This window comes from Candidatus Nanopelagicales bacterium (assembly GCA_037045355.1).
Classification (GTDB): Bacteria; Actinomycetota; Actinomycetes; order S36-B12.
In genome coordinates, this window is the sequence record JBAOHO010000010.1 from 26,915 (window position 1) to 40,620 (window position 13,706).

Annotated in this window: 11 protein-coding genes and 2 tRNA genes; 2 read left to right on the plus strand and 11 right to left on the minus strand. The window is 68.2% G+C overall.

Translation table 11 applies throughout. The features are described from left to right. Positions 1 to 177 precede the first annotated feature (177 nt). Complete coding sequence (locus tag V9E98_03905; protein ID MEI2716133.1) at positions 178 to 1,056, plus strand: peptidoglycan-binding protein; 879 nt, start codon at positions 178 to 180, stop codon at positions 1,054 to 1,056. Between the two features lie 14 nt (positions 1,057 to 1,070). Here the strand turns inward: V9E98_03905 and V9E98_03910 are convergent. The 4 genes from V9E98_03910 to dnaG form a co-directional block, all read right to left on the minus strand. Further along, positions 1,071 to 1,144: transfer RNA gene (locus V9E98_03910), tRNA-Ile, on the minus strand. Between the two features lie 17 nt (positions 1,145 to 1,161). After that, a tRNA-Asn gene (locus V9E98_03915) sits at positions 1,162 to 1,234 on the minus strand. Positions 1,235 to 1,286: 52 nt separating this feature from the next. Continuing rightward, entirely contained in the window at positions 1,287 to 1,787 is a 501-nt protein-coding gene (locus tag V9E98_03920) for a hypothetical protein (GenBank protein MEI2716134.1), read from the minus strand. After that, positions 1,787 to 3,595: a DNA primase gene (gene dnaG, locus V9E98_03925; protein MEI2716135.1), complete on the minus strand. Its 1,809-nt coding sequence runs from the start codon at positions 3,593 to 3,595 to the stop codon at positions 1,787 to 1,789. Before dnaG ends, V9E98_03920 begins: the two co-directional genes overlap by 1 nt. 185 nt (positions 3,596 to 3,780) lie before the next feature. Between dnaG and V9E98_03930 the strand changes: the two genes are divergently transcribed. Continuing rightward, positions 3,781 to 4,908, plus strand: a complete 1,128-nt coding sequence (locus V9E98_03930) for an aminotransferase class V-fold PLP-dependent enzyme (protein ID MEI2716136.1) — start codon at positions 3,781 to 3,783, stop codon at positions 4,906 to 4,908. Positions 4,909 to 4,932: 24 nt separating this feature from the next. On the opposite strand, the gene V9E98_03935 is transcribed toward V9E98_03930, so the two are convergent. From V9E98_03935 to V9E98_03965, 7 genes are all read right to left on the minus strand, one after another. After that, positions 4,933 to 6,171: a deoxyguanosinetriphosphate triphosphohydrolase gene (locus V9E98_03935; protein ID MEI2716137.1), complete on the minus strand. Its 1,239-nt coding sequence runs from the start codon at positions 6,169 to 6,171 to the stop codon at positions 4,933 to 4,935. Then, positions 6,168 to 6,833, minus strand: coding sequence for a YdcF family protein (locus V9E98_03940; GenBank protein ID MEI2716138.1), 666 nt, complete (start codon positions 6,831 to 6,833; stop codon positions 6,168 to 6,170). Before V9E98_03940 ends, V9E98_03935 begins: the two co-directional genes overlap by 4 nt. A gap of 100 nt (positions 6,834 to 6,933) precedes the next feature. Further along, positions 6,934 to 9,678 carry a pyruvate, phosphate dikinase gene (gene ppdK / locus V9E98_03945; protein ID MEI2716139.1) on the minus strand — a complete coding sequence of 915 codons (2,745 nt, stop codon included), beginning with the start codon at positions 9,676 to 9,678 and terminating at the stop codon, positions 6,934 to 6,936. An 84-nt stretch (positions 9,679 to 9,762) separates the two neighbouring features. Then, on the minus strand, positions 9,763 to 10,932 hold the full coding sequence (dusB, locus tag V9E98_03950; protein MEI2716140.1) for a tRNA dihydrouridine synthase DusB: 1,170 nt from the start codon (positions 10,930 to 10,932) through the stop codon (positions 9,763 to 9,765). 30 nt (positions 10,933 to 10,962) lie between these two features. Continuing rightward, entirely contained in the window at positions 10,963 to 11,685 is a 723-nt protein-coding gene (locus V9E98_03955; protein ID MEI2716141.1) for an FAD:protein FMN transferase, read from the minus strand. Beyond that, positions 11,682 to 12,116, minus strand: coding sequence for an FMN-binding protein (locus V9E98_03960; protein MEI2716142.1), 435 nt, complete (start codon positions 12,114 to 12,116; stop codon positions 11,682 to 11,684). The genes V9E98_03955 and V9E98_03960 overlap by 4 nt, the downstream gene beginning before the upstream one ends. Before the next feature lie 2 nt (positions 12,117 to 12,118). Continuing rightward, positions 12,119 to 13,549 (minus strand): ferredoxin reductase family protein, encoded by a 1,431-nt coding sequence (locus V9E98_03965; protein MEI2716143.1) that lies wholly within the window; start codon positions 13,547 to 13,549, stop codon positions 12,119 to 12,121. Positions 13,550 to 13,706 lie beyond the last annotated feature (157 nt).

Here is a 13,706-nt window from a genome sequence, read left to right on the forward strand (position 1 = left end):
ATGTCATTCAAGTATCGAACGCCGCGAGGGGCGGTGGTTGTTGCGTCACCCATGATCTACGTCACGTTTAGGTCACAGCCACGACTGGAGTTGCGGGGAGAGGAGGGCGAACATTGGCCATTTTCCGGCGGCCGGGTCCGCCGGTCGCTACGGTCGCCCACGACAGAAGGGGCCTTCATGCGACTGTTGCGACTGGCGGTGCGACCGGGGTTGGTGGTGGCGCTGCTCGCGCTGGGGTCCACCGTTCCCGGCCTGGCGGCGGCGGCACCGAGCGGCTCCTCGGCCGTTGTCCCGGTCAGTCGCGCGGAGGCGCAAAGTCGCCCGGTTCTGCGTGCTGGCGCCAGTGGCGTGTGGGTCAGGAGACTGCACCGCGCCCTCGGCATCGTCCCGGCCCGCCAACCGTTCGGAGCTGCGACGGAACGCGCGGTCCGCGCCTTTCGGGTCGCTCACGGACTGTCGGACAAGCCGGTGGTATCCGTGCGGATGTGGATGCTGCTCGGAAGTCCGGCGACCGCCTCCGAGGGTGGTGACTTCGCCGATCGCCCCACGCTGCGGCAAGGTGACAGTTCGGCGTGGGTTCAAGCACTGCAGGTCGCGCTGGCCGTGCAACCCGCGTCCGGCTACTTCGGTCCCGTCACCGCAGCGGCTGTGGAGAGATTCCAGGCTGAGTCCGGACTCGCCGTCACCGGAATCGTCAACCGTGCCACCTGGCAAGCCCTCGGAAGCCGCGTCGCCGCCCCCGCCACCGACGTGACCACGACCACCGCGGCACGCACTTCACGCAACTATCGGCAGTCGATCGGGGTGACTGCCTTCGCATCGTCGGCGACAGCCCAGATGGTCGTGCAACGCGAATCCGGCGGACAGTGCGATGTCTCCGACCCCAGCGGTAAATACCGCGGCAAATGGCAGATGGACAGCAACTTCTGGTCGGCGTATGGCGGGCGTGAATTCGCAGCCACTCCGGATCAGGCCACGTGCGCCGAACAGGACATCGTGGCCTACCGGGGGTGGGTCGATCGATGGTGGCAGCCATGGTCGACCACCGCATCGTGACGCACCTGACCGCGTGGGGCGGGTGGGGCTCGAACCCACGACGGGCGGATTATGAGTCCGCTGCTCTAACCGACTGAGCTACCGCCCCGAGAGACGTCGAAGGGGCTCCCGCGGCTGGACTCGAACCAGCAACCTGTCGATTAACAGTCGAATGCTCTGCCGATTGAGCTACGCGGGACTGATCGAGGCCCAACTGTACCGGCCCAGAGGCGCTCGGCACAGCGGCGGGGTCACACGCCGAGTTGGCCTCGTAGTCGGGTCAGTTCGAGGTCCGTCTGAGCGCGCACCGCGGGGTCCGTGGGATCGACGCCAGGGCTAGGGACGATCCGCCACTCGAGTATCCCGGTGTCCGAGTTGCGGCGCGCCACGACGCGCACCTGCCCGCCCGGCACCACGACGCGGGAGTTGACGATGATCGAGTTGGTCACCCGATCACGGACCACCGCCGGCAGCTCCCCTTGCGCGTCCACCGGCACCACCCGTTGACTGATCCCACCTTCGACCTGTAGCTGCAGCTCCAGTAACGGAGGCTGCCAAGTGGCGCGATCGATCTCGTCCCACCGCCAGCGGACCTGCTCCGGAGGGTCCACCAGGTGCAGAGCACGGTCGGTGGCCACGAGGTACGCCGTGTCTTCGCTGTGGCAGACGGACAGTACCCGTTCGCCGGGCTTGAGCACGAGCGCCTGTTTGACGTCAGCGGGCACCGTGTCCCGGCGCCAGGGGATCCGCATCAGTCGCCCGCCCAGTAGCCCCGCAGCATGCGGCGGTAGTCCTCGACCGACAGCAGGTCGGCCAGCAGTTGCGCTTGCCGGGCAGGGTCGGATTCCGCGGCCGGCTCGCCCATGGCGGCGCGCAGATCGGCGACCCGCCGGGCCGCGGCCTGGTCGAGCAGCCGGGCGAGCACTCCGACACCGTAGGTCTCGTCTCCTTGATCCGCCGGCAGCGGACCACTGATGAGCGCACGGATGGCGCGCCGTTGGTCGTCGTCCACGCAGGCATCGAGAACGGCCGCGACCCACGCCGGGCCATCGGCCACCGGTCCGGCGGCGATGATGGCCTGGTAGATATCCCGGGCCATGCCCTCGGCAAAGGCGTCCTCCTCGATCGATTCCAGCCACGGACCAGCTACCTCGGGCTGCTGCAAGATGACCTGCAGCGCCTGACGCTCGAGGTCGGACGCACCCCGCGAGGGGATCCGGCCGGGGGGTGGACGACGTGGCTGGGCAGACTGGCCGGGCACGGCCGCCACCTGTCTCATCACCTGCTCGGTGTCGGTGCCGAGCCAGCCCGCGACCTGCCGTGCGTACTCCGGTCGCAGTGTCGGATCCTTGAGACCCGCGACGATCGGCGCGGCCGCGCGCATCCCTGCCGCACGACCCTCAGCCGTACGCAGATCGAGATCGGCGAGCGAGGTGCGCAGGACGAACTCGAACAGCGGGCGGCGTTCGGCCACCAACTCACGCACGGCCTCGTCTCCGCGCTGCAGCCTCAGATCGCAGGGGTCCAACCCGTCACCGGCGATCGCCACGTAGGTGCGAGCCGCGAACTGCTGGTCCTCGTCGTAGGCGCGCAGCGCCGCCTTCTGCCCGGCGGCGTCACCGTCGAAGGTGAAGATGACCTGGGCACTGTCGTCATCGAGCAGCAACCGGCGCAGGACCTTGACATGCCCAGATCCGAATGCCGTCCCGCACGTTGCGACCGCGGTGTCGATGCCCGCGAGGTGGCAGGCCATGACATCGGTGTAGCCCTCGACGATCACGGCTTGGTGTTCCTTGGCGATCGCGCGCCGGGCTTCGTAGAGGCCGTAGAGGACTTGGCTCTTCTTGTACGCAACGGTCTCGGGGGTGTTGAGGTACTTCGGTCCGGCGTCGTCGGCCAGTCTGCGGGCCCCGAACCCCACGATGTCGCCGGACACGTCCCGGATCGGCCAGATGACACGGTCGCGGAACCGATCGTAGGTGCGACCATCTCCCTGACCGGCCACACCCGACGCGATGATGGCCCTCTCGCTCAGACCCTCGCCCCGAAGGTGCCCGAGCAGACCCTGTCTGGGCGCATAACCGACACCGAAATGCTCCCAGACGTCGGGGTCGAAGCCCCGCGACTGCAGGAATTCGCGGGCGGCAACCGCCCCGGAGCCCTGCAACTGCGCGGCGAAGTACCGTGCCGCCGCAGTGTTCACGGCGACGACCTGCGCCCGTTGGCCGGGATCGGGGCCACGCCCCGCGCCTCCGCCCTCGATACGAAGCTGGACCCCGACCCGGCCGGCGAGTTTCTCCACGGCTTCGTGGAAGGACAGGTGGTCCATCGCCATCAGGAAGTCGATCGCGTCGCCTCCCGCTCCGCAGCCGAAGCAGTAGTACAGGCCTTTCGCGGGAGTGACGTGGAAACTGGGTGACCGCTCCTCGTGAAAGGGGCACAGGCCCTTCAACGAACCGCCGCCGGCCGGACGCAGGGTCACGTGCTCCGAAATGACCTCGTCGATGCGGATCCGATCGCGCACGGTCGCGATATCAGCGGCCGCGATACGTCCGGACATGGCCGCATCCTACGCAACGACCTCGCACGCGCCGGGCGGGCGCGGGTGCCCTGTGGACGCCGCAACGCCCGCTTCGACATGATCAAATGGGCGGCATGTCCGCAGTGCAACCACTTGTCGATCGCGGCCACCGGGGATCGCTGAGCCGGGGCAGCCTTCGGCGGGACACCCCGGGGTGCGAGCGGGTGGCCCACCTGAACAACGCTGGTGCCAGCCTCAGTCCTGCGGTGGTCGTCGATCGGATGGTGACCCACCTGCGTCTCGAGGAACAGATCGGGGGCTACGAGGCGGCAGCCCAAGTGGCAGATGAACTCGCCTCTGGCCGCCACGTGATCGCACAACTCGTCGGCGCAACGGCGCGGCAGGTCGCTCTGGTGGAGTCCACGACTGCCGGGCTGCACCGGGTCCTGTCCGCTGTATCCCTGAGCCGAGGCGACCGCGTCCTGGTGGCGGGGTCGGAGTACGCCAGCACCGTGCTGCCGCTGCTGCAGTTGTCCCGGCGGATGGGCCTGCGGGTCGAGTTCATCCCGGACGGAGTCGACGGCAGCATGGACGTCGAATTTCTCGCAGCGACCGTGGATGACGATGTCCGCTTGGTGAGTGTGGTGCACGCGCCGTCCCACAACGGCGTCGTGAATGACGTTGCCGCGATCGGCGAGGTCCTGCGGCGCAACGCCCCCGATGCCTGGTATCTCGTGGATGCCTGCCAATCGCTGGGCCAGTTGCCGATCGACATGGGCCGCATCGACTGCGACTTCCTGATCGCCAGCGGACGCAAGTATCTGCGCGGGCCGCGCGGCAGTGGGCTGTTGGCGGTCAGCGATCGGGCCCTGGCTCGACTCGACGGCTTTCCCGTTGATATTCGCGGCGCTCGCTGGATCGGCTCTGCCGAGTTCGAGGTGGCGGCGTCCGCCACTCGGTTCGAGTCGTTCGAGCGCTCCGTTGCGGTGAACCTGGGCCTGATCGAGGCCGCTCGGTACGCCCAGGCGGTCTCGATTCCCGTGCTGCACGGCGCCATCACGCGCAGTGCCGAGTACCTGCGAAGTCACATCGGAGCCATCCCGGGGTGGTGGGTCCTGGACCGTGGCACCCAACGCTCAGGCATCGTCACCGCCCGTCACGAGTACCGGTCGATCGCCGACACCGTCGCAGCGCTGGCCCGCGCCGGCGTGAATGGCTGGGAGGTCACGGCCCCCACGAATCCCCGGCAGTTGGGCGAGCGATCTGTCCTACGGTTGAGTCCACACGCATACAACACCCAGGCCGAGCTCGATCGTGCGCTGAGCGTGCTCGCGGATCTCGCGGACCTCTGACTCGGGGGTCGGGCGGACGTGGGCTCACCCGCACAGCCGGCGGTGCCACACAAGAAGTGACGCATCCGTCAGGCTGGCTACCTGGTCCAGCACCACCCGCGTCCGGGCGGCATCGTCGCAGGCCGCAGTCCAGCGCACGCGCAGCCATGGTTCGAGTTCGTCCCCGCCGCGATCGAGCAGCGCGGTGACCACGTCGGTCAGCAGTTCACGTTGCTCGGCGTACAACTCATCGGCGCCCGGACGCAGCATCACGTAAGCCGCTGCCATTGCTTTCATCACGGCGACCTCGAGTCGGATGGAGTCGGGTACTACAAGGTCGGCGGCATAGCGCCGCAGCGGACGGCTGCCGAATTGCTGCCTGGTTGCTTGTTCGGCGGCGCGCGAGAACCGGCCGATCAGTTCGCTGGTCATGCGCTTCACCGCGGCCAACGACCGTGTCGTGCCATCGAACGACTCCACCCAGCAATCCAGCGACCGCAGCCGCTGGAGGGCCTCGGCGAGGGCAGCCGGGTCCGCCTGCGGCGCGTACCAGGCCAGACAACGCTGGACCACACGTTCGCGTTCCACGGCCGAATCGAGGCGCGCGGGTATGAGCCAGCCCAACTGCACAGCGTCGTCGACGTCGTGGACGCTGTAGGCGACGTCATCCGCCCAGTCCATGACCTGAGCCTCGAGACACACCGTGGCAGCGGGCGCATCCCGGCGCATCCAGTCGAAGATCACCCGGTCGTCGTCGTAGACACCGAACTTGGGCACCCGTTCGGCACGCGGCCAGGGGTACTTGCTGCTGGCATCCAGGCAAGCGCGGGTGAGGTTGAGCCCGACGCTGACAGGGCCATCCTCATCGATGATCTTGGCCTCGAGGCGAGTCAGCACGCGGAACGTCTGGGCATTGCCCTCGAACCCGCCGCACGATTGCGCCAGTGCGTTCAGGGCATCCTCGCCGTTGTGCCCGAAGGGCGGGTGGCCGAGGTCGTGCGCCAGACCTGCGACGTCGACGATGTCCGGATCACAACCCAACGCACCGCCGAGTTCCCGGGCCACCTGGGCGACTTCCAAGGAGTGCGTCAACCGCGTGCGCGGCACGTCGGATTCCCCCGCCACCAGCACCTGTGTCTTGCCCGCGAGCCGCCGCAGCGCAGAACAGTGCAGCACGCGCGCGCGATCCCGCGCGAAGGCAGAACGCAGCGTGGGTTTGTCCGGCTCGGACACGAACCGCTCGACCGCGGCGCCGTCATAGCCGGGAGACCCGGCGTCGGTCATGACCGGTCGCCGGCCAAGTGCCACCGATCCCACAGGTGGAAGCGCACCAGCCCGAGTGACTCACGGGCGACGTACTCGGGGGTGAGCAACGCCCCATCGCCCATGGCGGGTCCGTTGGAGTGGGTGCGGAAGCCGAGTTCGGACATGATCGCTGAACTGCGGGCGAGATGTGCCCGGTCGGAAACGACGGTGACCTCACCCCATCCTTCGCGATCGGCACGGTTGGCGACGGCCGCGAGAGAGGTGAGCGTGTCGCGACCCTTGGGAATCGCGACGATGGCATCGGAGGGAACTCCCAATCGCTGCAGGTAGGCGGAGCCCGACTCCGCCTCGGTGGTGCGGTCGCCGGGCATGCCCCCACCTACGGTGATGATGAAGGGAGCAACACCGTCGCGGTAGAGCTCGGCGGCGTACTCGAGTCGGTTGGCGAGCACTGGGGAAGGTTCCCCGCCGTACTGGGCCGCACCGAGGACGACGAGAGCGTCGCTGCGGCTGTCGTCGTATTGCCGGGCGGAGGAGACGACCGCCCCGGCCGCGAGGAGCAGGACCATGACGACAGCGACCAACCCGGCGAGCAGCAGCCGTGGCACGACGGACCGCCGGCGCCGCACCGCGGGCGGGCGCGCCGGAACCCGCGGCGGCGTGGCGGTGACTGCTGGCATCTGCCCATTGTCACCGAGGCACCCGACAGATTCCAGACTTTCGGGGTGTGTCTTACCTGGCTCTGACCGAAGGCCTCGCTCGGACCTGACAGTGCGCGCGTCACCGCGTGTCGGAGCCCGCATCCGTGGTCAGTACCGCGCGCGCCGCCTCCAACCGCGCGACCGGCACCCGGAACGGCGAGCACGACACGTAGTCCAGGCCCGCGTCGTGGAAGAAGTGGACACTCTCGGGGTCACCCCCGTGTTCGCCGCACACTCCCAGATGCAGGTCGGGGCGCACCGCCCGGCCTTCGTCGCACGCCATCTGGACCAACCGCCCCACCCCGGCCACGTCGATGGACTCGAACGGCGACACGCCGAACACACCGCGCTCCAGGTAGGCGGAGAAGAAGTTCGCCTCGACGTCGTCGCGACTGAAGCCCCAGGTCGTCTGCGTCAAGTCGTTGGTGCCGAACGAGAAGAACTCGGCGGCCTCAGCGATCTGCGCGGCCGTCAGCGCCGCCCGGGGAAGTTCGATCATGGTGCCGATCGGGAACTCCAGGGCGCAGTGGTTACGCTCCGCCACGGACTTCAGGACCTCGCTGGCCTCGTCGATGATCAGTTCGAGTTCCTGCACCGATCCGACGAGCGGGATCATGATCTCCGCGCGCGGGTCACCCCCCAGGCGCTGCCGGAAGCACGCCGCCTCGGCGATCGCACGCACCTGTAGGGCGAAGAGGCCGGGCAACACCAGACCCAGCCGAACGCCGCGCAGACCGAGCATGGGGTTCTGCTCGTGGTGGCGGCGCACCGCCGCGAGCAGTGCCAGCTCCGATTCGGCGTCGGTTCCCCCTTGTTCCGCCAGCGCGACGCGCACCGACAGATCGGTGAGGTCCGGCAGGAACTCATGCAGCGGCGGATCGAGCAACCGGATGGTGACCGGCAGGCCGTCCATGCGTTCGAGGATGCGAATGAAATCCTTGCGCTGCAGCGGTAGGAGTTCGGCGAGCGCGTCCTCACGCTCTTGATCGTTCGCGGCCAAGATGAGCCGCTGGACGATCTCCTTGCGTTCCCCGAGGAACATGTGTTCGGTCCGGCACAACCCGATCCCCCCGGCACCCATCCGTCGTGCGCGGGCGGCGTCGTCGGGAGTGTCGGCGTTCGCCCGGACGGTCAACCGACGGACCTTGTCCGCATGGCGCATGATCGTGTCGACTGCCCGCACCAGTTCCCGTGTCGGTTCGTCGGCGCGATCATTGGCCGCGTCCAGACCGGCGTCGAAGTACTTCACCACCGCCGAGGGCTCCACGGGCAGCGCCCCCGCGTACACGCGACCGCTCGTGCCGTCGATGCTGACCACATCGTCCTCGGCGATCACGCGACCGTCGGGCAACGTCAGGGAGCGGGCGTCGTAGTCGATCTCGAGTTCCTCCGCGCCGCAGACCGCCGTCTTGCCCATCCCCCGCGCCACCACGGCCGCGTGCGAGGTCTTGCCTCCGCGTGAGGTCAGGACTCCCACCGCTGCGACCATTCCGGCCAGATCGTCGGGGTTGGTCTCGCGGCGTACGAGGATGACATCGCGGCCGTCCGCTTCGGCGGCCACCGCCGTCGCCGAGTCGAACACCACGTGCCCCGTGGCGGCGCCAGGCGACGCACCCATGCCCGAGGTGAGGAGATCGACGCCACCGGACAAGTCGAACTGCGGGAACATGAGTTGACCGAGTTGGGCACCCGTGACCCGCCGCAGGGCTTCGTCGAGATCGATGCGACCCTCTTGGACCAACTGCTCCGCGATGCGGAAAGCCGCGGCGGCGGTCCGCTTCCCGACCCGGGTCTGCAGCATCCAGAGGTGGCCCTGTTCGATGGTGAACTCGATGTCGCACAGATCGCGGTAGTGCTCCTCGAGTTGCGCCATGATGTCCGACAACTTCTCGTAGTTGTCGGCATCCAAATCGCGCAGGGCTGCCAGGGGCAGTGTGTTCCGGATCCCGGCGACGACGTCCTCACCCTGGGCGTCGGGCAGGTAGTCGCCATAGACACCCTTGGCTCCGGAGGCGGGGTCACGGGTGAAGGCCACACCGGTCCCGGATCCATGGCCGAGGTTGCCGAACACCATCATCTGGACATTGACGGCGGTTCCCAGGTCGTGCGGGATGCGCTCCTGGCGCCGGTAGAGCCGGGCGCGCTCGGTGTTCCAGGACTCGAAGACCGCCAGGATGGCCATCATCAACTGCCGGTGCGGATCCTGTGGGAAATCTTCGCCCGTCTGTTCCCGGACGATGCCGCGGTAGTCGGACACGAGTTGCTGCAGCGAGGGCACCGGCAACTCGACGTCGCTGCTGATGCCAGCCGCAGCCACGGCCTGCTCGAGGCGCACTTCGAACAACTCGGAGTCGAGCCCCAAGACGGTCTTGCTGAACATCTGGATCAGGCGGCGATACGAGTCCCACGCGAAGTGGTCGTCACCGGCGAGCGCGGCAACGGCGCCGACGGTGTCGTCGTTCAGGCCGATGTCGAGGACGGTCTCCATCATCCCCGGCATGGAGAACTTGGCTCCGGAACGGACGCTGATGAGCAACGGGTTCGTCGCTGACCCGAGTCCGCGCCCGGTGGCGACCTCGAGACGCGTGAGCGCCGATCGCACCTGGTTGACCAGGTCGGGTGGCGGATCGCCGGCCTGCAGGTAGTAGCGGCAGGCCTCGGTGGAGATCGTGAAACCTGGCGGCACCGGAAGGCCCATTCGGGTCATCTCGGCGAGGTTCGCCCCCTTGCCACCGAGCAGGTCCTTCATCTCCATGCCACCTTCGGAGAAGTCGAAGACGTAGCGGGAGTTGTGGGCAGGTGCGGCAGCAGCCCCAGAAGTCATCCTTGCCTCTTTCATCGGTTCGTCGGTTGGTCCCAGTCTGGCGCGTCGGGGTCCGGGAGGACAGCCGACCCCGGGGTCTACAGTTCATCCTCCACTGACGGCATGCTCGGCGGCTCTCAGATCGACCCCGGCTCCCAGCTGTCGGGACGCGAGCCACCCTTCGGGCAGGGCGACCGGGCGCTGCGGAGACGTCCGGCCCCGCATCCCCGACGCGGCCTCCGGGTGTGGCTGGGCGAGATCGATCTGACCCAACAACTCGTCCACCTCACTGAGGCTGGCGACCTGACCCAACCCGGCGCGGACCTGTCGGCGGACCCGGTAACCCTTGAAGTACCAGGCATGATGCTTGCGGATCTCCCGGCAGCCGATGTGCTCTCCGAATGCCTCGACGAGCAGCTGGGCGTGTCTGCGGTAGGTCGCGACGACTCCTGTCAGATCGGGGTCCGGCCGCACGGGCCGCCCCGCGAACGTGTCCGCGAGTTGGCCGAACAGCCAGGGCCGACCCAGGCAACCGCGGCCGACGACCACTCCGTCGCAGCCCGTCTGCGCCATCATGGCCGCCGCGTCCGCCGCGGACCAGATGTCGCCGTTGCCCAGGACGGGTGTCTGCCCGAGGTGGTCCTTGAGTCGTGCGATAGCCGACCAGTCCGCCGCTCCCCCGTAGTACTGCTCGGCGGTCCGCGCGTGCAGCGCTACCCACGCAGCCCCGGCGCGAGCCGCGATCTGGCCGGCATCGAGGTAGGTGAGGTGGTCGTCGTCGATTCCCGTGCGCATCTTCACCGTCACCGGGATCCGCCCTGCCGCGGCGTTCACGGCTGACGTCACTATGGCTGCGAACAGATCGCGTTTCCACGGCAGCGCACTGCCGCCGCCCTTGCGAGTCACTTTCGCAACCGGGCAGCCGAAGTTGAGGTCGATGTGGTTGGCGAGATCGCGATCGACGACCGTGCGCACCGCCGCCCCGAGCACGTCAGGGTCCACGGAATAGAACTGGAGGGACCGGGGAGATTCATCGGGATCGAAGGTGATCAGGCGAGTGGTCCGTTCGTTGCCCTCGACGAAGGCACGGGCAGTGACCATCTCGGACACGTACAGGCCGGCCCCCTGCTCACGGCACAGCCGCCGGAAGGCTCGGTTGGTGATGCCTGCCATCGGGGCCAGTACCACCGGAGGGGATATCGAGAGTCCCGGCACCTGCAAGAGCGCGGGGCCGAGCGGCACACTGCGCGATGGCGAGGTCGGGGACGCAGACATGGATCCAGTGTCCCAGCGGTCAGCCGTCGGTCAGGCGGCGATCCGGTGACCCAGCCCGTCGAGGGTGAAGGCGCGGTAGTCGGGTACCCGCTCCAGCCACGATGGCCGCGGCCGTCCATTCGCCCAGAGCGCGGTCGCCAGCGCATCCGCTACGTCGATTCGCGGCCCGACCACCGTCACTGATCCTGCGCGTGTCCGAGAGCTCACATCCCCGAGTTTGTTTCCCCAGACGTGGTTGCCGCGTTCGTAGTCGGCGGAGGTCGCCACCGCACCGCCGTCAGGCAGTTCGAGGACGTCGGCCACACCGGCGGCCAGCGCGGGATGCCGGATCGCGACCCGCCAAGGACGGCCCGCGTTGGTGCCGGCAGACATCACATCGCCACCGACGACGAGCAACCAGTCATGCCAACCAGCGTCGTTCAGAGTGTCCGCAACGCGTTGCATCGCCCAGCCCTTCACGTAGCCCGTCGTGTCGACGCGACCGCGGGGATCGACGGCCTGGAAGTCGCCGTCAGTCACATCCGTCAGGACCCGGCAGCCGGCGAGAACCTCCCGCATGTCGTCGCTCGGATCATGTCGGCCCGGATCTCGCTGCATCCGGACAAGTTCGCTGTCGGCTCGGAAAGGCGAGAACCGATCGTCCGCTGCCCGCAAGATGTGCTCGACGTCGGGGGCTACCGTCCGCAGCCCGGCCGGCCCGGTCAGTGAGGCGACAGTGCCCATCACCGAGAAAGTGGTCCGGAACGACTTCACGGCGCCACCCACTTGTCCAGAATCGATTGCAGAGACGCGCGATATCCCTCCGAGGTGTAGGTGGCCCCGCTGACTGCGTCGAACTGCACACCTTGGGCAAGCACGGCGTCCTCGATGATGGGCAGGGCGTAGGCGTTGATCTGCAGACTCTCGCCGTCACCGTCCGGGTAGACCACCGCGCGGGACTCGCAGATGCTCCCGTCGGCGGCGACGGCGGCTTCGACCTGGACCGGACCCCACCGGGTGGAGATCGAGTCCCCGGTCACTGTCTGCCCGCATTGGGCCGTGCTGCTGGTGGCCGGCGTGTCGGTGGCTGGTGGTCTCGCGGCTTCCGCTGCGGGATGGACCGCCCGGTCGAAACCCGCTACGAGACCCAGCGCGGCGCCGCCCAGTGCGACGCCGGGGGCGATGGCCTTCATCACAGTGGTCATGTTCAGACTCCGAAACTCTCGAGATGGATCCGGTCTTCGCGCAGGTCGAGGCTCCGCAACGAGCGCTCCAGGTCACGTTCCATCCCGGGCGGCCCGCAGATGAAGGCATCCCGCGTGGCGATGTCCGGGATTCCCGCCACCAGCAACTCCGGCGCGAAAGGGCGGCTGTGCGGCCATTGCCGACGCGAGCCTGCCACGACGATGAACCGGCCCTCCCGATCCGCTGTCATCCTGCGCAATTCGTCGGCATGCGGGATTTGGTCGGCGGCAGACACTCGTGCAACCACCACGGGGCTTTGCGCCGGTGTGCAGTCGGCGAGCACCGCCCGGATGACTGTCAAGCCGACGCCACCACCGAACAGGACCACCGGCCGGCTCCCCGCCCGGTCCGCGGTGAGGATCCCGTACGGGCCCTCGAGGGCGACCCGGGTGCCGGGCCGCACGGTCGCCATCTGGCGGGAGCCGTCCCCGGACAGACCCACCGTGAACCGGAGCAGTCCATCATGGGGGCGGGCGGACAGGGAGATCGGATGGGACTGCCACCACAGATCCCTCGTCAGCACTCGCAGCATGAAGAACTGTCCCGCGCGGGCCGCGCGCAACCGCCGCCCGGACACCCGCATCTCGATGGCGACGCTGCCCCGCGCTGCTGGTACCACCCGCACGACCGTGGCCCGACCTGTGGTGAACGAGCGCACGATGTCGCCGACCCGGGACCACAGGATGACCAGAGCAGTGGCCGCGAAGAGGCCGATCCACCACAATCTCGCGATCGTGGTGGTGACCTCGGTCCCGGAGAAGTCTTGGCCCACTGTGATCTGATGCCCGAAACCGAGCAGGACCGCAAGGTAGCCGCCGACATGCAGGGCGAGCCATGTTTCGTACGTCATGCGTGTGCGAATCCGGCGCCAACTCGATCCGGCGATCACCAGATACATGACGGCAGCCACGACAGCGGCCACCATCCACGACGCGCTTCCCATGAGCGAGATGACCTCGGAGACGAGATCGCCCACCGATCCCCCGGCGAATCCCACTGAACTGGCGAACGCGTGCCCGAGCAACGCGAAGACAGTGATGATCCCCGCCAGCCGATGCCAGGCCCAGAGCGTGTCCATCCCAACTGAGCGCTCCAGCCACGTGGGGCGGGCGACCAGGATCAAGCCGGCCAAGGCTGCCAACGCGGCGATGATGCCGGTGAGCTGTCCGACCGCGAGCCAGCCCCCAGCGGTCTGTCCCAACTGCGCAAGTCCACCGTTGAGCAACCAGAACGCGCCCGTGACGCCCCCGATGGCGCCGACCCCGAGGGGAACGGCCCGGGACACTTCAGGGCGACGCGCGGCTGCCTGCGGTACACGCGATGGGGTGGGCAGGGGCGTGCGCGACGGGGTGCGCGGCACCTGGCTCTGCGCGGGGTGTTGGACGATGGCCACGGATCCTCCTCGGTCCTGAACCGAGCATGTGCCCGCGGAACCGGCGATCCCACCCCCGAACGCCGATCTTGACTGACCTGTCAGCGAGTTCCCAGCGGGTTCGCGGACACCCTGGGAATCTGCTGGGAATCCCAGCTCAGCATTGAAAGCTGGGGAG

What these genes read in the sequence shown, in the direction of transcription:
- V9E98_03940 (MEI2716138.1), bottom strand. Translation starts at nt 6,833, where the DNA reads ATGCCAGCAGTCACCGCCACGCCGCCGCGGGTTCCGGCGCGCCCGCCC.
- V9E98_03935 (MEI2716137.1), bottom strand. Translation starts at nt 6,171, where the DNA reads ATGACCGACGCCGGGTCTCCCGGCTATGACGGCGCCGCGGTCGAGCGG.
- dusB (MEI2716140.1), bottom strand. Translation starts at nt 10,932, where the DNA reads ATGTCTGCGTCCCCGACCTCGCCATCGCGCAGTGTGCCGCTCGGCCCC.
- V9E98_03960 (MEI2716142.1), bottom strand. Translation starts at nt 12,116, where the DNA reads ATGACCACTGTGATGAAGGCCATCGCCCCCGGCGTCGCACTGGGCGGC.
- V9E98_03920 (MEI2716134.1), bottom strand. Translation starts at nt 1,787, where the DNA reads ATGCGGATCCCCTGGCGCCGGGACACGGTGCCCGCTGACGTCAAACAG.
- V9E98_03905 (MEI2716133.1), top strand. Translation starts at nt 178, where the DNA reads ATGCGACTGTTGCGACTGGCGGTGCGACCGGGGTTGGTGGTGGCGCTG.
- dnaG (MEI2716135.1), bottom strand. Translation starts at nt 3,595, where the DNA reads ATGTCCGGACGTATCGCGGCCGCTGATATCGCGACCGTGCGCGATCGG.
- ppdK (MEI2716139.1), bottom strand. Translation starts at nt 9,678, where the DNA reads ATGACTTCTGGGGCTGCTGCCGCACCTGCCCACAACTCCCGCTACGTC.